Origin of the sequence: Actinomadura miaoliensis, from assembly GCF_039536785.1 — a bacterium.
GTDB lineage: Bacteria > Actinomycetota > Actinomycetes > Streptosporangiales > Streptosporangiaceae > Spirillospora > Spirillospora miaoliensis.
The window spans coordinates 1-23,190 of record NZ_BAAAZG010000026.1 but is presented as its reverse complement, the minus strand read 5'-3'; the positions used below and the strand labels follow the sequence as shown (position 1 = coordinate 23,190).

Genomic DNA, 23,190 nt, shown 5'->3' with positions numbered 1-23,190 from the left:
GCGGGTTGGCCGGGGGAAAACCGCTGGTCCGGGCGCATACATGGGACAACCCCGGCAGGCGGTGGGCCGGCCGGGGTCGCACAGGAGGGAATCGGGCGTCAGGGCACCAGCGCCGGTTCGTTACGGCCGTTGTCGGCCGTCTCGGCACGGCGGCCGCGCAGTCCGCCGACGACCGGCAGCAGGGCGCCGAGGAGGATCCAGCCGAGCAGCACGGTCAGGGGGGTGCCCGCCCCCGCGCCGTCGAAGAAGGCCACCGACCGCAGCAGCGTGGCCGCGGCGCCCGGGGGAAGCCACTGGCCGATCTCCCCCCACGGCTGGGGCAGCATCTCCGGCGCCGACGTGGCCGCCGACAGCGGGTTGCCGATCAGCATGAACACCAGGGCGCCCAGGCCGATCCCCGGCCGTCCCATCACCGAGACGAGTCCCGTGACGACACCGGCCACGGCCGCGATCGCCAGCGCCATGACGCCCGAGACGGCCAGATACGACCCGGGGAGCACCGAGAGCCACCCCTGGGCGAGCGCGGCCGCGCACGCCCCGCCCAGGACGGCGATGCCCGCCACCGCCGCGGCCTGCCGGCCGATCCCGCGAATCGCGAAGGTGACGATGACCGCTGCGGCCAGGCTGGACATCACCAGGGGCAGCGCCAAGGCTCCGAAGCCCGCTCCCCTGGGATCGTCCGGGTCGGCCGCCACCACGTCGCGTACGGGCACGGTGGGCGCCGCCGGGGGCGACATGTTCTGGGCGACCTGCTGGAGCAGTTGCGCGACGGTCGGCGAGGCCGCGGACGCGACGAGCATCCGGGGCCCCTGGGGGCCGGTGACGATGGCCGCGTAGGCGTCGCGGTCGGTGAGCGCCGTCCGCGCGGACACCTCGTCGGGAACGGTCCTGACGTCGAACGCCCCGGGACGCTGCTGTTCGAGCCGTTGGGCCACCGCCGACGCCTGGGGCCCGGTGACGACGATGGGCACGTCGCGGGGGGCGCTGCGCGTCGCCGGCCAGGCGAACGCGACCAGCATGACGAACTGCACGACCACGACGCCGACGATGACGCCCACGACGCGTCCTGCCGTGGTGGGGGGCACGGCCGCCTCCTATCAAAGCGAATGTTCGTTCTTTATGATGCCGCCAGGGTGACCACAGGCGCCCGGGTTTGTCAAGAACGAATATTCGTTTTATGTTGGAACCATGCCGCGAGTGAGCGAAGAGCACCTGGAGCGGCGGCGCCGGCAGATCCTCGACGCCGCCCGGGCCTGCTTCATCCGCAAGGGCTTCCACGAGACGTCGATGCAGGACATCTTCGCCGAGGCCGACCTGTCCGCCGGGGCCGTCTACCGGTACTTCAAGAGCAAGACCGAGATCGTCGAGGCGATCGCGTCCGAGGCCATTTCGATGCTGGGCGTGACGCTGCACGAGATCGTCGCCGAGGACCCGCCGCCGCCCCCGGACCAGGCCCTGGAGCGCGTGACGACCAGGCTGGTGGAGATCGGCGAGTCGTACCTGGGGTCGTTCATGCTGGCGCCCCAGGCGTGGTCACTGGCGATGCACGACTCCGACTACCGGAACTACGTTCAGGGCATCATGCGGCCCGTGCGAGAGCTGTGGACGTCCTACGCCGAGCATCTGCGCGACACCGGCATGCTGCCTGCCGACACCGATCCGCAAGCGGTGAGCAAGACGCTGCTGGCGCTGCTGCCCGGCTTCATCATCCAGCGAGTCATCCTCGGCGACGTCGCCCCCGAGACGCTCCGCGACGGCCTGCACGCCCTCACGCACAGCAGCGCGGCGTCGACCAGGCCCTCCTAGAGCCCGGCGCGCAGGCGATCATGCGTGCACGGCACGCGCATGCGCCCACGGGCGCGGCGCCTTCAGCGGGCGCCGGTCGCGAGTCACGCCTGGCCCCAAGGCCGTTGTGGTGACGGTGCCTCGAACCCGCCCCTGTTGAGGTTCGAGGCCCGCACTGCGAGGGGGCCGGTGAACGCGGCCACGGGTCGGCCGGAACAGGCAGCGCCCTTGGTGACGCGGCCATGACCGAGGCGTGCGCACTGCCGCCCTGCCGCCGCGTGAGCGGCGGCGTTCCTCCGTCTGGCGACGCCCTCATCGTGGGCGGAGACGAGTCCCGCCGTCCTGAGACGCCCGCCCCGTTCTTGTCAGGACGCCGCGTCAGGAACGCTTGTCAAACCTGCGTCGACGGGGCCTGCGCGTCCCGCGCGATCTCGCGGCCCGGACCAGTGGACACGGGGCATATGCGAAGCAGGGGCGATGGAGAGGACCAGTCCCGGCCGTCCCCGGCACCCGGGACAGGGCGGCGCGCACCGCCTCCGGGGCGCGGGCACGACGGCAGGCACGCACAGAAAGCGCTTTCAGCGCAGAATATAAAAGACGCCTCCAGATCCGTCAAGAGGGAGGAGGGAAGGCGTTCAGCCGCCTCGGCCGCCCCGCTTACACGTCACTTAAAATCTTTAATCCTCGGCGAACCGCCGCCTGCACACGTCGGCGCCAAGGCCCGCAAAAACATGCGCTGAACAGGGAAAACACGTCCCGCCAATCCGGTAAGCGCTTGCCTGGAATGGTGCCGATCACCCGTCGGCGGCGCCGGAGAAACGTCCTCGACCCCTGGACCGCCCGTTTAGTCCGGAGGTATGTTGACCACGCTTTCCGAGGGAAGGAGTATCCCCATGCCCACCCGCGTCAGCACGGACAAGCGCACGGACGAGCGCCCCGCCCGGACCGCCACCACCTGGAGCAAGCCGAAGATCGACATCAGCGGCACCAGCTTCGAGGTGCGCACGTACTGCTACGCGCGCTGAGCGGCCGAGCCGGACGCTGAGACGCACACGGTGCGCGCTGTCATCCTGGGCGCCGCCGCCGGCGGCGGCCTTCCGCAGTGGAACTGCCGCTGCGAGGGCTGCCGCGCGGCGCGCACCGGCGCCGTGCCCCCGCTGACGCAGTCGTCCCTGGCGATCCGCGCCGAGGACGGCCCCTGGCATCTGGTGAACGTCTCCCCCGACGTGCGGTACCAACTGGAGGCGCTCGGCGCCCACGACCGCCGCGCCGACGGCGGCGACGCCGGTGCCCCCGCCTCCTTCCACGACGTCGTCCTGACCGACGCGCAACTCGACCACACGCTGGGCCTGCTCACGCTGCGCGAGTCCCCAGAGCCGCTGACCCTGCACGCCACCGACACGGTGCGGCGCCTCCTGACGAGCGACTTCGACGCGGGCGGCATGCTCGCGCAGTGGCGGAAGGTCGACTGGCATCCCCTGCGGACGGGCGAACCCACGCGCCTGGCGGGCGGCCTCGTGATGACCCCCATCGACCTGGAGGGCCCCCTGCCGCGCTACGCGGGCGGCGGCACCGCCCCGGGCGCGGCCGTGGGCCTGGTGTTCTCCGAGGGCGACGCGACGCTGCTGTACGCGCCGTGCGTCGCCCGCCTGAACGACGCCCTGCGCGGCCACCTGGCCACCGCCGACTGCGCCATGCTCGACGGCACCTGCTGGAGCGACGGCGAGGTGGCGCACCGTACGGCACGGCAGATGGGGCACGTGCCCATCGACGGGGACGACGGCCTGCTCCGCCTCCTGGAGCGGGTGCGCCCGCCCCGCACGATCCTGGTCCACCTCAACAACACCAACCCCGTGATCCTCCCCGGCTCCCCCGAACGCGCCCGGCTCGACGAGCTCGGCGTCGAGGTGGCCGTCGACGGCATGGAGGTACGTCTTCGACCATGACCGCACAGGTGACGACAGCTCCCGCAGACACCGCCGCGGCCTCCCCCGAGGAGTTCACCGCCCGCCTGCGCGCGCTCGGCGACCGCTACCACGACCGCCATCCGTTCCATGTGGCGATGAACGAAGGGCGCCTGGACCGCGACCAGTTGCGCCGATGGGTCGCCAACCGCTTCTACTACCAGAGCCGCATTCCGATGAAGGACGCGGCGATCCTGGCCAACTGCCCCGAGCCGCAGGTGCGGCGCGTGTGGATCGGACGCATCCTCGACCACGACGGCCGGCCGGACAGTCCCGGCGGCATCGAACGCTGGCTGCGCCTGGGCGAGGCCATAGGCGTCCCGCGCGAGGAGATGCTGTCGGAACGGCACGTCCTGCCCGGCGTCAGGTACGCCGTGGACGCCTACGTGGACTTCTGCCGCAGGCGCCCGTGGATCGAGGCGGTCGCCTCGTCCCTCACCGAGCTGTTCGGGCCGGGCGCCATGCGGGTGCGGGTCGCCAGGATGGAGGAGCACTACCCGTGGATCAGCCGGGACGGGCTCGCCTACTTCCGCGACCGGCTCGTCCAGGCGCCCGCCGACGCCGACCACGCGCTGTCCCTGGTCCTGGAGCGGTGCCGCACGGCCGAACTGCAGGACCGGGCCGTCGCCGCCCTGGCGTTCAAGTGCGACCTGCTGTGGGCGCAGCTCGACGCGATCGCCGCCGGAGACACCCGTCCGGAGGCCGCCGCGCGATGACGTCCACGCCCCGCGATCCCGCGACACCCGGCGGTACGCCGGCCGCGCCCGCCTCGTCACCGGCGTCCGCCCTGCCGGGACGCCCGCGGCTGGCACGCGGCGTGCGGCTGCGGCTGGACGCCGGCGGGTCCGACCACGCGCTGCTGTTCCCCGAGGGCGTGTGCCGGCTGAACGACTCGGCGGCGGCCGTCCTGGAGCTGTGCGACGGCCACCGCCGCACCGAGGAGATCATCAGCGTGCTCGAGAACCGCTACGGCGATCCCGGGGTCGCCGCCGACGTCCGCGAGCTGCTCGGCGAGATCGCCGCGACGGGGCTGGTCGTCGATGCCGACGCCTAGGCCGCTGTCGCTGATCGCCGAGCTGACCCACCGGTGCCCGCTGCGCTGCCCGTACTGCTCCAACCCGGTCGACCTGCGCCGCGACGAACTCGACACCGCCACCTGGCTGCGCGTCATCGACCAGGCCGCCGCGCTGGGCGTGGTGCAACTGGCGTTCACCGGCGGCGAGCCACTGGCCCGGCACGACCTGGACGACCTGGTGCGCGCCGCCGCCGAGCGTGAGCTCTACACCAACCTCATCACCTCCGCCTTCGCACTGGACGCCGACCGTCTGGCCCGCCTGCGCTCGGCCGGGCTGGAGCACGTGCAGGTGAGCTTCCAGGACGCCGACCCGGCCCGCGCCGACCTGATCGCGGGACGCCGCGCCCACGAGCGCAAGCTCGCCGCAGCCCGCGCCGTCAAGGACGCCGGGCTCCCCCTGACCGTCAACGTCGTGCTGCACCGTCACAACCTGGACCACATCGAGGAGATCCTGGGTCTGGTCGCCGACCTGGAACCCGACCGGGTCGAGATGGCCAACGTGCAGTACGAGGGCTGGGCCGTCGCCAACCACGCCGCGCTCATGCCCACGGCCGAGCAGCTGAAGAACGCCGAGGCGGCCGTGCGGCGCTTCCGCGAACGGATCGGCCCCGGCATGCGCGTCCTGTGGGTCGCCTCAGACCTGTACGAGGACGTCCCCCAGCCGTGCATGGGCGGCTGGGGACGGCAGACCATCGTGTGCGCACCCGACGGGGCCGCGCTGCCGTGCCTGTCGGCGTCCGGCCTGCCGGGGATGGAGTTCCCCAACGTACGGGACCACTCCCTGGAGTGGATCTGGGAACGGTCGGAGGCGTTCAACCGCTTCCGGGGCACGGACTGGATGCGGGAGCCGTGCCGTAGCTGCCCGCTGGGCCGCCAGGAAGAGGACTACGGCGGCTGCCGATGCCAGGCCGCCCGCCTCACCGGCGACCCGTACGCCACGGACCCGGTGTGCGGGTTCTCCCCGCATCACCAGCGCGCCGTCGACCTGCGCACCGTCCCGCCCGAGGAGGAGCAGCCCGCCTACGTCTACCGCACCCTGCGCAGCACGACCCCCTCCTGACGTCGTCACGTGGCCGGGCCCCGCGTTCCGCCGTACGTCCGCAGCAGTTCGATGAGCTCCCTCTGGTTGCGGGGGGTGCGCCCATAGGCGGTGTAACCGTCGTCGTTACGCAGATGGACGTCGGCCCCGGCCTCCAGGAGCAGGCGGGCGCATTCGACGAAGCCGCCGTTGCAGGCCCAGATCAACGCCGTTCCTCCACCCGCGTCCCGCCCGTCGACGTCGGCCCCGTGCGCGAGCAGCGAACGCACGATCTCGGGGTTTCCGCGCGCGGCCGCGGTCGACAGGGCCCGGAACAGGAACGGAGCGGGCCACCGCGGGTCCACCGCGTTGGGATCGGCGCCACACGCCAACGCGTGTTCGACGGCCGCCACGTCGTCTCGGCCGATGGCCTCGAACAGAGCCGTGTCGGCTGCCTCCGAAGCCATACCACCCCCTAATCCGCGAAGGTCCATCCTCACCACGAAACGGCGCGGCGCCAACGCCATTTCCGGCCGCGTCCGCGGTGGCGCCCGGACGACTTCCTCACGCAGCATCGGCGGCGACGGAACCCGCGACCGCGACGGACGCCGATGAGCCATGCCCAGCCGACCCGCCGGCATCTGCGGCTGTTCCTCGGCGGTCAGTCCGTCTCGCTGCTCGGCGACGGCCTGGGGCTCCTGGCGATCCCGCTCCTGGTGCTGGAGGTCAGCCGCAACCCGGTGGTCTCGGCACTGTCGGCGGCGTCGCTGACACTCGGCCACCTCTGCGTGGGCCTGCCCGCGGGGGTGCTGGTCGACCGGCTCGACCCCTGGCGGGTCCTCATGGCGATGGACGCGGCACGCACGCTGCTGTTCGCCGCGCTGTTCGCCGCGTCGGCGACAGGAACGGCGACCGTCGGGCTCATCCTCGTCATCGCCGTCACGGCGGGCGCCTGCCACGTGCTGTTCGACACGGCCCTGGTGGTCGTGGTCAAGGACCTGTTCGCCGCGCCCGGCCTGTTACGCGCCAATTCGACGATCGAGCTGGCCAGGCAGGCGTCGCTGCTGGTCGGCCCCGGTGTCACGGCCGGTCTGGCGGCCCTCGGCGGCCTGCGGACCGCACTGCTGGTCGACGCGCTGACCTTCGGCGTCTCGCTGCTGAGCCTGGCGGCCGTCCGGCGCCGCGTCCCCGGCCCCCGGCGCCCCGCCGCCTGGCCCCGGTGGCGCGACATGACACGGGACGTCCGCGAGGGCCTGCGCTACCTGCTCTCGGTGCGGACGCTGGTCATCCTGACCGTCGTGCAGATGGTCGTGAACCTGTGCCTGGCCGTGGAGAAACTGATCTACTTCTACGGCCGGGACACGCTCGGCCTGAGCGCCTCGGCGGTGAGCGTCGTCGCGGCGTCCGCCGGTGCGGGCGGCATCGCCGGGGCGCTGTCCGCGGCGCCCCTGGCCCGGCGGACCGGCCAGATGCGGGTGATCGTCGCCGCCGTCGTCGCCTGCGGCACGGCCGTCGCGGCGATGAGCCTGGCGACGACGCTGGGCACGCTGATGCTCGCGACCTCGGCGTCCGCGTGGGCCGTGGTCACGGCGAGCGTGGTGAACCGGACGCAGCGGCAGCAGATCGTCCCGCGCGCCCTGCTGGGCCGGGTCACGAGCACCGGCCGGCTGCTGTACCTGGCGGTCGACCCGCTCGGCGTGCTCGTCACCGGTGGAGCGACGGCCGCCCTGGGCGGCGACCCCCGCCCCGTCTTCCTCACCGCCGGTGTCGTGGTCGCCGCCACCGCCCTGGCCGGCTGGCGCGCCGGGCTCCGCGACCACCCCTCCTGATCGGCGCGCCCGGCCGGGGCCGCGCCCTCGGAGCGTGGCGAGGTGCGGCGTCGCTGCTCGCTGACCGGGCCGGCCGGGTCGTTTCACCGCGACGGGGACGGTCGGGCGCACGTTCTGGTTCCAGGTCGGGTGACGGAAAGGTGTCCGTAGCCGGACACGGTTGAGCGCGGGTTGACCACCAGGAGGTTTTAACATTCCATTACTTCTTTCTCGGTAGGGGTCGGGAGCGCCTTCGACATGGGCACGGTGCAGCGGGGCCGGGTGAGGGGCAGGGGCAGGGCGGCCTTGGCGCTGGCTCTGTGCGCGGTGCTGGCGGCGGTGGGGTCGCTGGTGCTGGGCTTCTGGCTGCCCGCCGACCGGCGGCTGGTGTGGTGGCATCCCGAGATCCTCGTCGCGGTGATCTGGACCCCGACGGCGGCGCTGCTGCTGCGGCACCGGCCGGGGCTGCGGGTCGGCTGGGTGATGATGGTCAGCGGCGTCGGCGCGGGCCTGTACGTGCTGGCGCTCAACCTGGGGCCGCTGTCCGAACTGCACGGCTGGGCCGGGGGCTGGTTGTGGACCTGGCTGGGCCGCTGGCTGTGGGCGGTCGACACGTTCGTGCTCACGCTCGTCCTGCCGCTGGTCTTCCCGGACGGGCGGCTGGTGTCCCGGTGGTTCGCGCCGGTGCTGGTGGTGGCGTGCGCGGTGCCGCTGATCGTGTGCGTGCACCTGACCGTCGACCCGGGGGCGCGGCAGTTCCACAACGGCGTGTCGGTCTACCCGTTCCAGGACATCCCGCTGCCGATCAGCGCGACGATCCTGGGGACGCTGGCACTGGCGCTGGCGTCGGTGGCGATCCGGTTCGTGCGTTCGTCGCCGGACGTGCGCAGGCAGATCGCCTGGGTCGTGTACCCGGGCGTGGTGGCGATGGCGGTCATCTACGTCGGGGAGACCACGCCGATCGGGGACGTGGTGCGCAACGTGTCGGTCGCGGGCGTCCCGCTGTGCGTGGCCGTCGCCATCACCCGGTACCGGCTGTTCGACATCGACCTCGTCATCAGCAGGACGCTGGTCTACGCGGGGCTGATCGTCGTCATCACCGGCGTGTACTTCGCGCTGCTGGGGGTGGCCGGCCTGGTCGCCGTGGAGCGGGGGCCGCTGGCCGGGCTGGCGGGCGCGATCGCGGCGGGCGCGGTGTTCGAGCCCGCGCGGCGCCGCCTGCAGGCCGCCGTCGACCGGATCATCCACGGCGAGCGCGACCCGTACCGCATCGCCGACCGGCTGCAGGCGCTCATGCAGACCGCCCCCGGCCCGTCCGGCGCCCTGGCCGTGGCGACGGAGGCGGTGCGGGAGGCGTTGCACGCCAGGGGCGTGGCCATCGAGGTGTCCGACCGGGGCGGGCGGCTGATGTCCGCCGAGAGCGGCTCCCTGGGCGAGCGGCCCCAGCGCGTTCCCCTGATGTGGTACGGGGAGCCGGTGGGGCGGCTGCTGTTCGAGCCCGCCCGGGCGCGCCCGCCGGACCCGCGGCTCACCGGCGTCCTGGCCCGCAACCTGGCGGAGCTGGCCAACGCGGCCCGGCTCGCGGCCGATGTGCAACGTTCGCGGGAGCGCATCCTGCGGGCCCGCGAGGAGGAACGCCGCAGGCTGCGCCGCGACCTGCACGACGGGCTGGGCCCCACGCTGGCGAGCCTGGCGATGACGGTGGACGCGGCCCGCATCACCCTCAGGAGCGACCCCGACGCCGTCGACGCCCTGCTGGAGAATTTGCGGTCGACGATGGGACGCACCATAGGCGAGGTGCGCGACCTGGTCTACGACCTGCGTCCGCCAGCGCTGGACGACCTGGGCCTGGCCGGCGCCATCCGCGCCCTGGGCGGGGTGGTGTCCACCGGGGAGGGCCCACGGGTGGACGTACAGGTCGAGGGCGATCTGACGACGCTGCCCGCCGCGGCCGAGGTCGCCGCGTACCGCATCGTGCAGGAGGCGCTGACCAACGTGCACCGGCACGCGAACGCCGGGGCGGCGGTGGTGCGGCTGCATCTCAACGGCGACCTGCAGGTCACCATCGGGGACGACGGCGTCGGCCTTCCGTCCGAGCCGCGCTCGGGCGTGGGGATGACGTCGATGCGTGAACGCGCCGCCGAGCTGGGCGGCTCCTGCACGGTGGGGCCCGGCCCGGACGGCGGCACCCTGGTGCGCGCCTGGCTGCCCATCTCCAACGGCGCCAACGGCCACGCCTGACGTTCCGCCGCCGGCGCCTGTCCGCGTCGCCGTGGCGCGTACCCCGCGTCACGCGGTATCCCCCGCGAATGCCGCGTGCCGCGGGTCCGCCTCACGCCCCCGGGTGCCTCTCCCCGCGCCTCCGAACGGCGCCCCCGCGGCCTTCGTCTGGAGGCGAGAGTGGAGGGCCGGCGACCGCCCCCCGCCAAGAAGGATGCCGCCGGCCCTCGGGCACGTCCGCGGCGCCGGGGCTCCCTTCCCGACCCGCGGGTGCCTTCCACCAGAGGGTGTGCAGGTAGAACGCTAGGCCGGGCATGGTCCCGGCGGTCAGGGACAAAGGTCCCGACCCTTCCGGGAACCCTTTGCTTACTTCGCCGGTCACAACCAGTCGGAACGGATGTCGCCCTCGGCGACCAGAACGGCGGGTCCTCTCAGGTGGCTGGTGACGCCGTCGAACGTGACGGTCAGGCGCCCGCCCGGCACGTCCACCGTCCACACGCCCTCAGGGATCGTCCCGGTGTCCTGGTCGATGGCCGCCGCGACCGCCGTCGCCACGGTGCCCGTGCCGCAGGAGCGGGTTTCCCCGGAACCGCGCTCGTACACGCGCATCTCCAGGTGCCTGTCCCCCACCGTGCGGAACAACTCCACGTTGACCCCCTCGGGGAACACGGCCGGGTCGAAGGACGGGGCGCGGGTCAGATCGAGCGTCGCCACGGGCTCGTCGACGGGGCATGCCAGGTGCGGGTTGCCCATGGACACACGGACGCCGCTGTACGTGCGTCCGGCCACGTCGGCCTGGCCCGTCCCCAGGTAGACGGGGGCGCCCATGGCGACGCTCACGTCACCGGTCGCCCCCAGCGAGACCCTCCGGAGCCCTGCTCGGGTCGCGATGTTCCATTCGCCCGGCGCGGCCAGGCCCGCGTCCACCAGGTAGCGGGCGAAGACGCGGACGCCGTTGCCGCACATCTCGGCGATGGAGCCGTCGGCGTTGCGGTAGTCCATGAACCACTCGGCGTCGTCCGCGACGGCGTGGGCATCGGCCACGGCCTTGGTGCGGACGACGCGCAGCACGCCGTCGGCGCCGATCCCGGCGCGCCGGTCGCACAGCCGCGCCACCATGGCGGGCGTGAGGTCCAGGGAGCCGCCGGGATCGGGCACGATCACGAAGTCGTTCTCTGTCCCGTGTCCCTTGACGAAGCGCATGTGATCGATCGTATCCGCAGCGCGCGTGCCACCAGGTCGGGTGCGTCGTAGGGGAGCCAGTGCACGCGGGGGTCGCGGCGGAACCACGACTCCTGGCGGCGCGCGAACCGCCGGGTGGCGCGGATGGTCTCCTCCTTGGCCTGCTCCTCCGTCCACTCCCCCGCCAGGAACCGCAGCACCTGGGCGTAGCCGAGGGCGCGGCCGGCGGTGAGCCCGTCACGGATGCCCTGCCGTTCCAGCTCGCGGACCTCCTCCACCAGCCCCGCCCGCCACATGCGCTCCACGCGCAACGCGATGCGCTCGTCCAGCTCGGGACGGGGCACGAGCAGGCCGATCTGTACGGCGTCGTAGCGGTAACGGTGCTCGGGCAGGGTCGCGCTGAACGGCCGCCCCGAGATTTCGATCACTTCCAGGGCCCGGACGACACGGCGCCCGTTGCTCGGCAGGATCGCCTGGGCCGCCTTGGGGTCCACCTCCTGCAGCCGTCCGTGCAGCACGTGGGAGCCGACCTCGGCGAGCTCCTTCTCCAAGCGCGCGCGCACCGCGGGGTCGGTCCCCGGGAACTCCAGATGGTCGAGCGCTGCCCGCACGTACAGCCCCGAACCGCCCACCAGCACGGGGATGCGGCCACGCTCCCGGATGCCTGCGATGGCCTGGTCGCTCAGCCGCTGGTACTCGGCCACGCTGGCGGTCACCGTCACGTCCCACACGTCCAGTAGATGGTGCGGGACGCCCCGCATCTCCTCGGAGGTGAGCTTGGCCGTGCCGATGTCCATGCCCCGGTACAGCTGCATGGAGTCGGCGTTGACGGCCTCGCCGTCCAGCCGCAGCGCCAGCTCCACCGCCAGGTCGGACTTGCCGGCGGCCGTCGGGCCCACTACGGCGATCACGTCGGGTGAGGTCACGGGCTTAATTGTGGCAAGGGTACGGGTATAGACGGTTCGTACGGGCGTCCTCCGGGGCGTCGCACACCATTCGGGGGGAATGAGCATGTCCATCGTCGACAAGGTCAAGTCGTTGCTCGGCCAGCACTCCGACAAGGCCCGCGAGGGCATGGAGAGGGCCGGAGACAAGATCGACGAGAAGACCGGGGGCAGGTACTCCGACCAGATCCACGAGGCCGAGGGCAGGGCCGACGAGTACGTCGACCGCGGCCGGCAAGGCGACGCCGACCGCCCCGGCTAGTCCCGCTTCCAGCTCGCCACCAGATAGCCCACGCCGTAGGGCGCCTCGTGGGCCAGCAGTTCGGCCGTGAAGGGGGCGGCGCCCGCGGCACCGGCCAGCACCTGCCACGCTGCCCGCCCGGCCGCCCACAGGTCCGCCGCCAGCGACGGGTCCAGGGCGGCCAGGGCCGCCGTGTCGGCGGGCCCTCGCGCTCCCGAGCCGCCCAGGGCGCGCGCGGCGGCCTCGTCGAAGGGCTCGGCGCGGTCGTCCAGGTAGCCGGGGGCCTTGACGTCCCTGCACGCCGAGCCGTCCCCCATCACCAGCAACGCCACGCGTTCGGCGGAGCCGGCGAGCCGCTCGCCCAGGGCCAGGCAGTCCTGCGGTGACGCGTCGAACGCCACCGCCTGGTAGCGCACGGGCGGCACGCCCCGCGCGCGCCGCAGCAGCCAGTGCCCGATCGCCAGCGACAACGGCAGCGTGTCCCGGCCCGTACCGAACGTCAGGTCCAGCCCGTAGGGGCGGAAGTCGGCCACGCCGTCGGCGGCGGGTTCCCAGGTGCGCGCATCGCCCCCGACGACGACGAGCACGTCCCCGGCGAGCCTTCGCACGGCCTCGTCGCACGCCTCGCGCAGGGCGTCCAGTTCACCGGCGGCGGCCCCCGCCATCTCCGGCACCAGCAACGGCGGATGCGGGCAGACGGCCGCGGAGACCAGCACGACGCCTCAGTGGGCCGTGCAGGCGGACGAGGCGGGCTGCGCCGCGGGACGCCCGATGGTCGGCATGCCCAGCGACACGGCCGGCTTGGACTCGCCCTGGCGCGCCTCCCAGGCGTCCCCCGCCCGCGTGCGGCGAACGGCGCGCACGGGCCCGTCGGCGACCAGGTGGTGGGGGGCGGCGTAGGTGGCCTCCACGGTGACCATGTCGCCGGGGCGGACGGGCTCGTCCGGCGCGCGGAAGTGCACCAGACGGTTGTCGGGGGCGCGGCCGGACAACCGCCGCGTCTCCCCGTCCTTGCGCCCCTCGCCCTCGGCGACCAGCACCTCCAGGCTGCGCCCCACCAGCTTCTTGTTCTCCTCCCAGGAGATCTGCTCCTGGAGGGCGACCAGGCGCTCGTAGCGCTCCTGCACGACCTCCTTGGGCACCTGGTCGTCCATGGTGGCCGCCGGGGTGCCGGGACGCTTGGAGTACTGGAAGGTGAACGCGCCGGAGAAGCGGGCCTCGCGCACCACGTGCAGGGTCTGCTCGAAGTCCTCCTCGGTCTCGCCCGGGAAGCCCACGATGATGTCGGTGGTGATCGCCGCGTCCGGGATCGCGGCCCGGACCTTCTCGATGATCCCCAGGTAGCGTTCCTGCCGGTAGGAGCGGCGCATCGCCTTCAGCACCCGGTCCGAGCCGGACTGCAGCGGCATGTGCAGCGACGGCATGACGTTCGGCGTCTCGGCCATCGCGGCGATCACGTCGTCGGTGAAGTCCTTGGGGTGGGGCGAGGTGAACCGCACCCGTTCCAGGCCCGCGACGCCGCCGCAGGCGCGCAGCAGCCCCGCGAACGCCGACTGCCCGCCCTCCGTCATCTCCTGGATCTCGGCCGGGGCCGAGCCCAGCGCGCCGAAGCCCGATCCGTAGGCGTTGACGTTCTGGCCGAGCAGGGTGATCTCGATGACGCCCTCGGCGACCAGCGCCTCGACCTCGGCGAGGATCTCGCCGGGACGGCGGTCGCGCTCCTTGCCGCGCAGCGACGGCACGATGCAGAAGGTGCAGGTGTTGTTGCAGCCGACGGAGATCGACACCCACGCCGCGTACGGCGACTCGCGCCGCGTCGGCAGCGTCGAGGGGAAGGTCACCAGCGACTCTTCGATCTCGACCTGCGCCTCGCGCTGCACGCGGGCGCGCTCCAGCAGGGCGGGCAGCGACCCGATGTTGTGGGTGCCGAACACCACGTCCACCCAGGGCGCCCGCCGGACGATCGCGTCGCGGTCCTTCTGCGCCAGGCAGCCGCCCACCGCGATCTGCATGCCCGGATGCCCGTCCTTGACCGGGCGCAGATGGCCCAGGTTGCCGTACAGCCGGTTGTCGGCGTTCTCCCGGACGGCGCAGGTGTTGAACACCACAACGTCGGGTTCCGCGCCGTCGGCGCGCACGTATCCGGCCGACTCCAGCAGCCCCGCCAGGCGCTCGGAGTCGTGGACGTTCATCTGGCAGCCGTAGGTACGGATCTCGTACGTACGGGCGCCGCTGTCTTCAGGTGCGGTCATGGCAATCACCAAGGGTACGCGGCGCCCCGGGCATCGCGCGCCCGCACCGGCACGCCCGTGCGCCTGCTGTCAAGGTCACGACGTGGTACCGGCCCGGCCTACGGCTGTGCCCCCGGGGGCCGGGTGAGGGACATGTGGCCTGACGTGCGATCATGATCCCGAAGCGGCGCGCCGGAAGGGGGCCCGAAGGCCGCGAATGGGCCGCCGACGTGCGGATTCGTGATCGTATCGGTACCGCTCCGAAGCCGGAGCCCCGCCGCGGATGTCGTAAAGTCCGAGCCCATGACGGACAGCGGAGGCGGGCCCGACCTCGGCAAGGACGTGGCCGGCGAGGTCACCAAGGTCGACGGCGGGCCCCAGGACGACAACGCGGGCGCGGCTCCCCTCGTCGTGGTGGAGAACGTCAACAAGCACTTCGGCGAGCTGCACGTTCTCAAGAACATCAACCTCACGGTGAACCGCGGCGAGGTCGTGGTCATCATCGGCCCGTCCGGTAGCGGCAAGTCGACCCTGTGCCGGTCGATCAACCGCCTGGAACCCATCGATGACGGCAGGATCCTGGTGGACGGCGAGGAACTGCCCAAGGAGGGCAAGGAGCTGGCCAGGCACCGCGCCGACGTGGGCATGGTCTTCCAGTCCTTCAACCTGTTCGCCCACAAGACGATCCTGGAGAACGTCACCCTCGGGCCGATCAAGGTGCGCAAGGTCGGCAAGCAGGAGGCCGAGAAGCACGCCATGGAGCTGCTCGACCGGGTGGGGATCGCGAGCCAGGCGCAGAAGTACCCCGCCCAGCTGTCGGGCGGGCAGCAGCAGCGCGTGGCCATCGCGCGCTCGCTGGCCATGAAGCCCAAGGTCATGCTGTTCGACGAGCCCACCTCGGCGCTGGACCCCGAGATGGTCAACGAGGTGCTCGACGTGATGACCGAGCTGGCCCGGGACGGCATGACCATGATCGTGGTCACCCACGAGATGGGCTTCGCCCGGCGCGCGGCGCAGAAGGTCGTATTCATGGCCGACGGTCAGATCGTCGAGGAGAACACCCCCGACGAGTTCTTCACCAACGCGCGCACCGACCGCGCCAAGGACTTCCTCTCCAAGATCCTCACGCACTGAGAGCAGCGGGGACTCCAGCAGAAAGCAGAGGTGCACCACAGCATGCGAGTACGTCGTTTCGGCGCTGTCATCGGCGCGGCCGCCGCGCTGTCCCTGGCGCTGAGCGCCTGCGGCAGCGACACCGAGAAGACCGAGGCCAAGAGCGTCGTCGACAAGGCCAAGGAATCCAAGAAGCTCGTCGTCGGCATCAAGTACGACCAGCCGGCCCTGGGGCTGAAGAAGCCCGACGGCTCCTTCGACGGGTTCGACGTGGACGTCGCCAAGTACATCGCCCAGCAGCTCGGCGTCCCCGAGAGCGGCGTCGAGTTCAAGGAGACCACGTCCGCCAACCGCGAGTCCTTCCTGGGCGGCGGCCAGGTCGACCTGGTGGTGGCCACCTACTCCATCACCGACGCCCGTAAGCAGCAGGTCACCTTCGGCGGCCCCTACTACGTCGCCCACCAGGACACGATGGTCCGGGCGGACGACAACTCCATCAAGAAGGCCCAGGACCTCAAGGGCAAGAAGCTGTGCAAGGCGGCCGGGTCCAACTCCTTCCGCCGCGTGACCGAGGGCCCGCCGGACGGCAAGCTGGCCATCTCGGGCGTGACGCTGGTGGACGCCTCCAGCTACTCGGAGTGCTCGGCCAAGCTGAAGGCGGGCGCCCTGGACGCGGTCAGCACCGACGACCTGATCCTGGCCGGGTTCGCCGCCCAGCAGAAGGGCTCGTTCAAGGTCATCAACGACCCCTTCACCGACGAGAAGTACGGCGTCGGCATCAAGAAGGGCGACACCAAGACCTGCGAGGCCGTCAACCAGGCCATCCAGAAGATGTACTCCGACGGCACCGCCAAGACCCTGCTGGAGAAGCACTTCTCGGGCACGGGGCTGAAGCTCGTCACGACCGCTCCGCAGATGGAAGGCTGCGCCTGAGACCGACCGCTGGATGACGGCCTGAGCCTGCCGCCCGGGCCGCGACCCCAGGCCGACGTGCCCGGGTCCGGTTCCGTCCCAGGCTGAGGCCGTCCCGCGCCGGTGTCCTCCCCCGGAGGTGCGCGTCCGCGACGGGCGCCTCCGGGCGCGTCCCCCCGTGGTCGCGCCCGCCGGGGCGGCAGCGGCATGTCCCCGAACGCTGGAACGTCATGTCACAGCTAAGCGAGCTATTCGACTTCGGCCCGTTCTTCGACAACTTCGACAAGATCCTCGAAGGCTTCTGGGCCACCGTGCGCCTGTCCGTGGGGGCAGGGGTGCTGTCCCTGATCATCGGGACGGTGCTGGTGAGCTTCCGGGTCGCGCCCGTCCCGGTGCTGCGCTCCGTAGGGACGGTGTACGTCAACGTCCTGCGCAACACGCCGCTGACCCTGGTGCTCCTGATGTGCGCCCTGGGCCTGAACGACACGCTGGCGCTGAAGTTCTCCGACGACCCGGGCACGACCTACTACTGGTGGGCGGTCCTCGGGCTCTCGGCCTACACCGGCGCGTTCGTCTGCGAGGCGCTGCGCTCGGGCATCAACACCGTGCCGCTCGGCCAGGCCGAGGCGGCCCGGTCGATCGGGCTGACTTTCATGCAGTCGCTCCGCATGATCATCCTGCCGCAGGCGTTCCGCGCGGTCATCGCCCCGCTGGGCAGCATCCTCATCGCGATGATCAAGAACACCACGGTGGCGGCCGCCGCGAGCTACGCCGAGACGGCGACGGTCATGAAGGACCTTCTCGACCTGCCGTCGTTCAGCAGCGGAGCGATCCCGCTGTTCATCGGCGTCGCGGTCGGGTTCATGATCCTCACCCTGCCGACCGGGTTCTTCTTCGGCTGGCTGGCCAAGCGGATGGCGGTGGCCCGATGAGCAAGGAAGCCAACGTTCTGTTCGACGCGCCCGGCCCGCGGGCGCAGGCGCGCAACCGGGTGCTGACCGTGGTGTCGGCGGTCGCGGTGCTCGCCCTGGTCGCCGCGCTGGTCTGGCGGCTGGCCGACAAGGACCAGTTCCAGGGCAGACTGTGGAAGCCGTTCATCGAGTGGCAGGTCTGGGACAACCTGATCCTGCCCGGCCTGTGGAACACCCTGAAGGCCGCCGTGATCGCCTCGGTGCTGGCGATGCTGTTCGGCGCGGTGTTCGGCCTGGCCCGGCTGTCGGACCACTGGTGGATCCGCGTCCCGGCCGGCGCGGTCGTGGAGTTCTTCCGCGCGATTCCGCTGCTGATCCTGATCTTCCTGGCGTTCTTCCTGCCGAACAAGATCAGCCCGGTGATCGCCGAGTCCCCGCTGGGCCAGTTCCAGCGCCTCTCGGTGGACTACTTCTTCTCGATCTTCGGCGTGGAGATCAACGCCGGGACGATCACGGTGCCCGCGTTCGCCGCGGTGGTGTTCGGCCTGGTGATGTACAACGGCTCGGTGCTCGCCGAGGTCGTGCGGGCGGGCGTGCTGTCGGTCCCCAGGGGGCAGGCGGAGGCCGCCTACTCGATCGGCCTGCGCAAGAACGGCGTGATGCGCCTGGTGCTGCTGCCGCAGGCGATCACGGTGATGATGCCCGCGATCGTCAGCCAGCTGGTCGTCCTGCTCAAGGACACCGCGCTCGGCTTCATCATCGCCTACGCCGAACTGCTCCAGGCCGGGTTCAAGCAGATCCCGCCGAACTACAACAACAACATCATCCAGGCGGGTCTGGTCGTCGCGGTCATCTACATCGCGATCAACATGGCGCTCAGCCGGGTGGCGACCTGGCTTGAGGGCCGTAGCCGCCGGAGCCGCAAGACGTCCGCCAAGACGATGGGAACCGGGACGGGCGCACCGCCCGCCCCCGGCATGGCCGCCACGGGCAGCGCCACGGGCGCCGCAACCTGACCGATCACCCTCTCCCACCCCAGGGGGCGCCGCCGCCACAAGCGTCGGCGCCCCCTTCACGTTGGGAAAGCCCTGATGAACGGCCCCACAACGCCGGGTTGCCGCGGTGTTGGCCCGCCGCTGGGGCGCCCCACGTGAACGGCTTGTATCTTTCCGAGTTCAACTGCCCCGTCATGGCCCCAACCGGTGCCTGTATGCGGGACGATTCGCATATGACCGCTCGTGCGACCCTCCCCTACGGCTCCTGGCCGTCCCCCATCTCCGCCGCCGACGTCGCTCGCGCCCGGCTCCGCCTCGGTTTCCCCACCGTTCACGACACCGACGTGTGGTGGCAGGAGACCCGCCCCGAGGAGGGCGGGCGCACCACGGTCATCCACCTGCGGGACGGCCACCGCACCGAACTGCTACCGGCGCCCTGGGACGCCCGCACGCGCGTCCACGAGTACGGGGGCCGCTCGTACCTGCCCGTGCGTGTCGCCGATGGCTACGCCCTGGTCTTCTCCCACTACGAGGACCAGCGTCTGCACCGGCTCGACCCGGGCGACGCCAAGCCCCGCCCCCTGACGCCCGAACCCGCCGTCCCCGGGGGCCTGCGCTACGCCGACTACGTCCTGTCCCCGGACGAGACCGAGGTGTGGTGCGTGTGCGAGGGGCACACCCCCGACGGCATCCGCCGCGCCATCGTCGCCGTCCCCCTGGACGGAAGCGCCGCGCAGGACGCCTCCGCCATACGGGAACTGGTCAGCGGCGCCGACTTCTACGCCAGCCCCATGCCGTCCCCCAGCGGGGGGCACCTGGCATGGGTGCAGTGGAACCACCCCCGCATGCCCTGGGAGGGCACGGAGCTGCGTGTGGCGGCCCTTGAGGGAGGCCAGGCGGTGACCCCCTACACCGTCAGGGGCGGCCTCACCGAATCGGCTCTGGCGCCGATCTGGCGGGACGACGAGTCCCTGTACGTCATCTCCGACTGGCCCGGTTGGTGGAACATCTACCAGGTCGGCCTGCACGGGGAGTCGGCCACCGCGCTGTACCCGGCCGAGGAGGAGTTCGCCGCGCCGCTGTGGACGCTCGGCGGCATGCCCTACGCCCTGCTCGAGGACGGCCGTCTGGCCGTCCTGCACGGGGAAGGCGACATGCGCCTGGGCATCTACGACCCCGAGACGCTGGAACTGACCGACGTCGACGTCCCCTACGAGCACTGGCAGCCCGCGCTGTCCGCCCACGGCACCACCGTCGTGGGGATCGCCGGCGGCCCCACCACACCGCCCACGGTGGTGCGCATCGACACCGCCACCGGCCGCTCCGACGCCCTGCGCCGCGAACTGACCGACCTGCCCGACGCCGCCTACCTGCCCCGGCCGCGCGCGGAACAGCTTGAAGGCCCGTTCGGACGCCCCGTCCACGCCCTGGTCTACCCGCCCGCCAGCCCCGACGCCGCGGGCCCCGCCGACGAGCTGCCGCCGTTCGTGGTGTTCGTGCACGGCGGCCCCACCAGCCGCTCCTCCAGCGTCCTGAACCTGGAACGCGCGTACTTCACCAGCCGCGGCGTCGGCGTCGTGGACGTCAACTACGGCGGCTCCAGCGGTTACGGCCGCGCCTACCGGGAACGCCTGCGCCGCCAGTGGGGCGTGGTGGACGTCGAGGACGCGGTCGCCGCGGCCAAGGCCCTCGCCGACGGCGGCATCGCCGACCCGGCGCGCATCGCCATCCGCGGCGGCAGCGCGGGCGGCTGGACGACGCTGGCCGCCGTCACCCAGACCGACGTGTTCAAGGCCGGCACGTCCTACTTCGGCATCAGCGACCTGAAGACCTTCGCCGACGCCACCCACGACTTCGAGTCGCACTACCTGTTCAGCCTGATCGGCCCCCTGCCGGGCTTCGAACGCGCCTACGAGGAGCGCTCCCCCCTCAACCGCGCCGACGAGACCTCCTGCCCCGTCCTGCTCCTGCAGGGCCTGGACGACCCGATCGTCCCCCCGGACCAGTCCGAGCGCTTCGCCCAGGCCCTGGCCGCCAAGAAGGTCCCGCACGCCTACCTGACGTTCGAAGGCGAAAGCCACGGCTTCCGCCGCGCCGAGACCGTCATCGCCTGCCTGGAGGCCGAACTGGCCTTCTACGGCCAGACCCTTGGCTTCACCCCTCGCGACGTGAAGCCCCTCACCCTGTCCTGACCCCACCCCCAACCACGCCCCCCCGCCAGAACGCCCTCTCTCCTCCACCCGCACAACCCAAGAGCCTGAGCCCGACTCGCCACTCCCGAGTTCGAGCGGCTCGCGACTCAGCCCGACGCTCAGTGGGCCGGACACCGGCGTCCGACCCTCGCGTCCCAACACACCCCCAGCCACGCCTCATCTCGCAGCAGACGCCCCAGCAGGCCAGAGGCGGTGGTCCTTGCCCCGCTGGCCTCTCAGCCCGTCCAGCACGCCCTGACCACGGCCACACGGCGTTCCGGCGAGCTTCACTCGACTCAGCCCTCCTGAGCAGAGTTGAGGGGCCCTGCACGCCACACCACGGCGCACGGCCGGCGCGCTGGATCCGGATCAGCAGCGCGCAGCGCGTCGATGGGAGCCGACCTGGAGGCGAGCCATCCCAAGGCGGCCCCTGAGCCGCGAGCGGCACCACCCACGGCGACCCCGACGTGCCGAAGCTCTCGCCCCAGGAACGGCCCGCACGATAGGGGCGATAGGGGCGACAGAGGTGACTCCCGCGCGCTTCCCTTAGCTCAGCGGGCGAACTCGGTGGCGCGGGACTCGCGGACGACCGTGACGCGGATCTGACCGGGGTAGGTGAGCTCGTCCTCGACCTGCTTGGCGATGTCGCGGGCGATCACCTGGGCCTGGATGTCGTCGACCGCCTCCGGCTTGACCATCACGCGGATCTCGCGGCCCGCCTGCATGGCGAACACCTTCTCCACGCCCTCGTGCTTGTCGCGCGCGATCTCCTCGAGGCGTTCCAGCCGCTTGACGTACGCCTCCAGCGACTCGCGGCGCGCACCGGGGCGGCTGCCGCTGATCGCGTCGGCGGCCTGCGTCAGCACCGCCTCCACCGTCCGCACCTCGACCTCGTTGTGGTGCGCCTCGATGGCGTGCACGACGTCCTCGTGCTCCCCGTACCGACGGGCGATCTCCGCTCCGATCAGCGCGTGGCTGCCCTCCACCTCGTGGGTGAGCGCCTTGCCGATGTCGTGCAGCAGCGTGCAGCGCTTGGCCAGCTCCACCGGCAGCCGCAGCTCCGCGGCCATGATCCCGGCGATGTGCGCCGACTCGATGAGGTGCTTGAGCACGTTCTGCCCGTAGGAGGTGCGGTAGCGCAGCTGGCCGAGCAGCGCGATCAGCTCCGGGTGCATGTCGGTGATGCCCAGTTCGACCAGGGCGTCCTCACCGGCCCGCACGCACAGCTGCTCGACGTCGCGCTTGCTGCGCTCGTACACCTCCTCGATGCGCTGCGGGTGGATGCGGCCGTCCAGCACCAGCTTCTCCAGCGTCAGCCGGCCGACCTCCCGGCGCACCGGGTCGAAACAGCTCAGCAGCACCGCCTCGGGCGTGTCGTCGATGATCAGGTTGACGCCCGTGGTGGACTCGAACGCGCGGATGTTGCGGCCCTCGCGGCCGATGATCCGGCCCTTCATCTCGTCGCCGGGCAGGTGCAGCACCGACACCACCGACTCGGCGGTCTGCTCGCTGGCCACCCGCTGGATCGCCAGCGTCACGATCTTGCGGGCGCGCTTCTCGCCCTCGGCCCGGGCCGCGTTCTCGATCTCCCGCGTGATCGGGATGGCCTCCCGCTTGGCCTGGTTCTCGATCGCCAGGACCAGTTCGCTCTTGGCCTCCTCGGCCGTCAGCCCGGCGGCGCGTTCCAGGACGCGGCGCCGCTCCTCCTCCAGGCGGCCGAGTTCCTCCTTGCGTTCGGCGAGCGTCCGCTTGGTCTCGGCCAGTTTGGCGGACCACTCCTCCAGACGCCGCACCTCGGCGTCGAGCCGCTGCTCGCGCTCGGCCAGCCGGGCCTCCCGCCGCTCCAGGTCGTCCCGCAGGGTCTTGAGGTCGTCGCGGAGCGTCCGCGCCTCCTCGTCGAGCTCGGCGCGCACCGAGCTGGCGATCTGCTGGGCCTGCGTCTCGGCGCGTTCCAGGATCTGCCCGGCGTCCACCTTGGCGGCGGCACGGATCTCCTCGGCCTCCTGGCGCACCGTGTCCAGCTCGTCCTCGGAAGGGACGGGGGGAGGCACGACGCCGGGACGTCGCAGCACCATCACGAGAGCGACCAGGGTCACCAGCAGCGCGGCACCCAACAGGACGCTCTCCATGAGGCAGACCCCTCCTCGGCCGCGGGCCCCTCTCGGCCGGGAGCCCTGGTCAGCGAGGACTTACCCGCGGCGCGGCGGCCGAGCCGGTGCACGGTCGGCGTCCGGACCAGCGGCGGGCGGCCCGGTCTGCGCGGCGGCGGTCGTCTTCCTGTCTACCTCTCAGCTGCTCGAACGTGCTCGGACGTATGGCAATCCGCGGTGCGCGGAGTAACTCCTCACTGCCGTAACGGTAAGCGGCACGGAGGTAATGAGCAAGCAAACGCAGGGCATTCCGGACTAACCGAACGCCCACGTGAGGACTTCCTTACCAACGTCCGCACACCCGCCGACCTGCCCCCTTACACCGCCCACCCCTCATCCACGCCCCTCCACCCCAGCCCACCAAGCAAGCCCCCCAACCTCCACTCCTCCACGCCCCACCCCCAACAACCAACTCGTCGCCCCCCCCACAACCAACATGTCTCCCCCAT

Annotated in this window: 21 protein-coding genes; 14 read left to right on the top strand and 7 right to left on the bottom strand. The window is 71.9% G+C overall.

Features of this window, described 5'->3' with window-relative positions:
- Positions 1-98: 98 nt before the first annotated feature.
- On the bottom strand, positions 99-1,085 hold the full coding sequence (locus tag ABD811_RS20550; RefSeq protein WP_344949938.1) for a hypothetical protein: 987 nt from the start codon (positions 1,083-1,085) through the stop codon (positions 99-101).
- A gap of 112 nt (positions 1,086-1,197) precedes the next feature.
- Between ABD811_RS20550 and ABD811_RS20545 the strand changes: the two genes are divergently transcribed.
- The 6 genes from ABD811_RS20545 (at position 1,198) to pqqE (ending at position 5,884) form a co-directional block, all read left to right on the top strand.
- Complete coding sequence (locus ABD811_RS20545; protein ID WP_344949935.1) at positions 1,198-1,806, top strand: TetR/AcrR family transcriptional regulator; 609 nt, start codon at positions 1,198-1,200, stop codon at positions 1,804-1,806.
- An 872-nt stretch (positions 1,807-2,678) separates the two neighbouring features.
- The gene (locus ABD811_RS20540) at positions 2,679-2,810 is read left to right on the top strand and encodes a hypothetical protein (RefSeq protein WP_344949932.1); all 132 of its coding nucleotides are present in this window, start codon (positions 2,679-2,681) and stop codon (positions 2,808-2,810) included.
- 30 nt (positions 2,811-2,840) lie between these two features.
- The gene (pqqB, locus tag ABD811_RS20535) at positions 2,841-3,731 is read left to right on the top strand and encodes a pyrroloquinoline quinone biosynthesis protein PqqB (protein ID WP_344949929.1); all 891 of its coding nucleotides are present in this window, start codon (positions 2,841-2,843) and stop codon (positions 3,729-3,731) included.
- Positions 3,728-4,465, top strand: coding sequence for a pyrroloquinoline-quinone synthase PqqC (gene pqqC, locus ABD811_RS20530; protein ID WP_344949926.1), 738 nt, complete (start codon positions 3,728-3,730; stop codon positions 4,463-4,465). Before pqqB ends, pqqC begins: the two co-directional genes overlap by 4 nt.
- Positions 4,462-4,803, top strand: coding sequence for a pyrroloquinoline quinone biosynthesis peptide chaperone PqqD (gene pqqD, locus ABD811_RS20525; RefSeq protein ID WP_344949924.1), 342 nt, complete (start codon positions 4,462-4,464; stop codon positions 4,801-4,803). Before pqqC ends, pqqD begins: the two co-directional genes overlap by 4 nt.
- Entirely contained in the window at positions 4,790-5,884 is a 1,095-nt protein-coding gene (gene pqqE, locus ABD811_RS20520; protein ID WP_344949921.1) for a pyrroloquinoline quinone biosynthesis protein PqqE, read from the top strand. The genes pqqD and pqqE overlap by 14 nt, the downstream gene beginning before the upstream one ends.
- A 5-nt stretch (positions 5,885-5,889) precedes the next feature.
- On the opposite strand, the gene ABD811_RS20515 is transcribed toward pqqE, so the two are convergent.
- Entirely contained in the window at positions 5,890-6,309 is a 420-nt protein-coding gene (locus tag ABD811_RS20515; protein ID WP_344949918.1) for an ankyrin repeat domain-containing protein, read from the bottom strand.
- A 144-nt stretch (positions 6,310-6,453) separates the two neighbouring features.
- On the opposite strand from ABD811_RS20515, the gene ABD811_RS20510 reads away from it, so the two are divergent.
- On the top strand, positions 6,454-7,671 hold the full coding sequence (locus ABD811_RS20510; protein ID WP_344949915.1) for an MFS transporter: 1,218 nt from the start codon (positions 6,454-6,456) through the stop codon (positions 7,669-7,671).
- A 237-nt stretch (positions 7,672-7,908) separates the two neighbouring features.
- Positions 7,909-9,891, top strand: coding sequence for a sensor histidine kinase (locus tag ABD811_RS20505; protein WP_344949912.1), 1,983 nt, complete (start codon positions 7,909-7,911; stop codon positions 9,889-9,891).
- 357 nt (positions 9,892-10,248) lie between these two features.
- On the opposite strand, the gene dapF is transcribed toward ABD811_RS20505, so the two are convergent.
- Both dapF and miaA read right to left on the bottom strand, forming a co-directional pair.
- Positions 10,249-11,073, bottom strand: coding sequence for a diaminopimelate epimerase (gene dapF, locus ABD811_RS20500; RefSeq protein WP_344949908.1), 825 nt, complete (start codon positions 11,071-11,073; stop codon positions 10,249-10,251).
- Complete coding sequence (miaA, locus tag ABD811_RS20495) at positions 11,031-11,963, bottom strand: tRNA (adenosine(37)-N6)-dimethylallyltransferase MiaA (RefSeq protein WP_344950164.1); 933 nt, start codon at positions 11,961-11,963, stop codon at positions 11,031-11,033. The genes dapF and miaA overlap by 43 nt, the downstream gene beginning before the upstream one ends.
- Before the next feature lie 100 nt (positions 11,964-12,063).
- On the opposite strand from miaA, the gene ABD811_RS20490 reads away from it, so the two are divergent.
- Positions 12,064-12,258, top strand: coding sequence for an antitoxin (locus ABD811_RS20490; protein WP_344949905.1), 195 nt, complete (start codon positions 12,064-12,066; stop codon positions 12,256-12,258).
- Here ABD811_RS20490 and ABD811_RS20485 read toward each other — a convergent pair.
- Both ABD811_RS20485 and miaB read right to left on the bottom strand, forming a co-directional pair.
- Positions 12,255-12,953, bottom strand: coding sequence for a class III extradiol ring-cleavage dioxygenase family protein (locus ABD811_RS20485; protein WP_344949903.1), 699 nt, complete (start codon positions 12,951-12,953; stop codon positions 12,255-12,257). The two genes, ABD811_RS20490 and ABD811_RS20485, sit on opposite strands and share 4 nt — an antisense overlap.
- A gap of 6 nt (positions 12,954-12,959) precedes the next feature.
- Entirely contained in the window at positions 12,960-14,489 is a 1,530-nt protein-coding gene (gene miaB, locus ABD811_RS20480; protein WP_344949901.1) for a tRNA (N6-isopentenyl adenosine(37)-C2)-methylthiotransferase MiaB, read from the bottom strand.
- Positions 14,490-14,771: 282 nt separating this feature from the next.
- Here miaB and ABD811_RS20475 point away from each other — a divergent pair, with 282 nt between their 5' ends.
- From ABD811_RS20475 to ABD811_RS20455, 5 genes are all read left to right on the top strand, one after another.
- Positions 14,772-15,602 (top strand): amino acid ABC transporter ATP-binding protein, encoded by an 831-nt coding sequence (locus tag ABD811_RS20475; protein ID WP_425549440.1) that lies wholly within the window; start codon positions 14,772-14,774, stop codon positions 15,600-15,602.
- 42 nt (positions 15,603-15,644) lie between these two features.
- On the top strand, positions 15,645-16,514 hold the full coding sequence (locus ABD811_RS20470) for a glutamate ABC transporter substrate-binding protein (protein WP_344949898.1): 870 nt from the start codon (positions 15,645-15,647) through the stop codon (positions 16,512-16,514).
- 209 nt (positions 16,515-16,723) lie between these two features.
- A complete protein-coding gene (locus tag ABD811_RS20465; RefSeq protein WP_344949895.1) occupies positions 16,724-17,425 on the top strand; it encodes an amino acid ABC transporter permease in 702 nt (233 codons plus the stop codon).
- The gene (locus ABD811_RS20460; RefSeq protein ID WP_344949892.1) at positions 17,422-18,420 is read left to right on the top strand and encodes an amino acid ABC transporter permease; all 999 of its coding nucleotides are present in this window, start codon (positions 17,422-17,424) and stop codon (positions 18,418-18,420) included. The genes ABD811_RS20465 and ABD811_RS20460 overlap by 4 nt, the downstream gene beginning before the upstream one ends.
- 212 nt (positions 18,421-18,632) lie before the next feature.
- Positions 18,633-20,591 (top strand): S9 family peptidase, encoded by a 1,959-nt coding sequence (locus ABD811_RS20455; RefSeq protein WP_344949889.1) that lies wholly within the window; start codon positions 18,633-18,635, stop codon positions 20,589-20,591.
- A 551-nt stretch (positions 20,592-21,142) separates the two neighbouring features.
- Here ABD811_RS20455 and rny read toward each other — a convergent pair.
- Positions 21,143-22,720: a ribonuclease Y gene (rny, locus tag ABD811_RS20450; protein WP_344949886.1), complete on the bottom strand. Its 1,578-nt coding sequence runs from the start codon at positions 22,718-22,720 to the stop codon at positions 21,143-21,145.
- Positions 22,721-23,190: the final 470 nt, after the last annotated feature.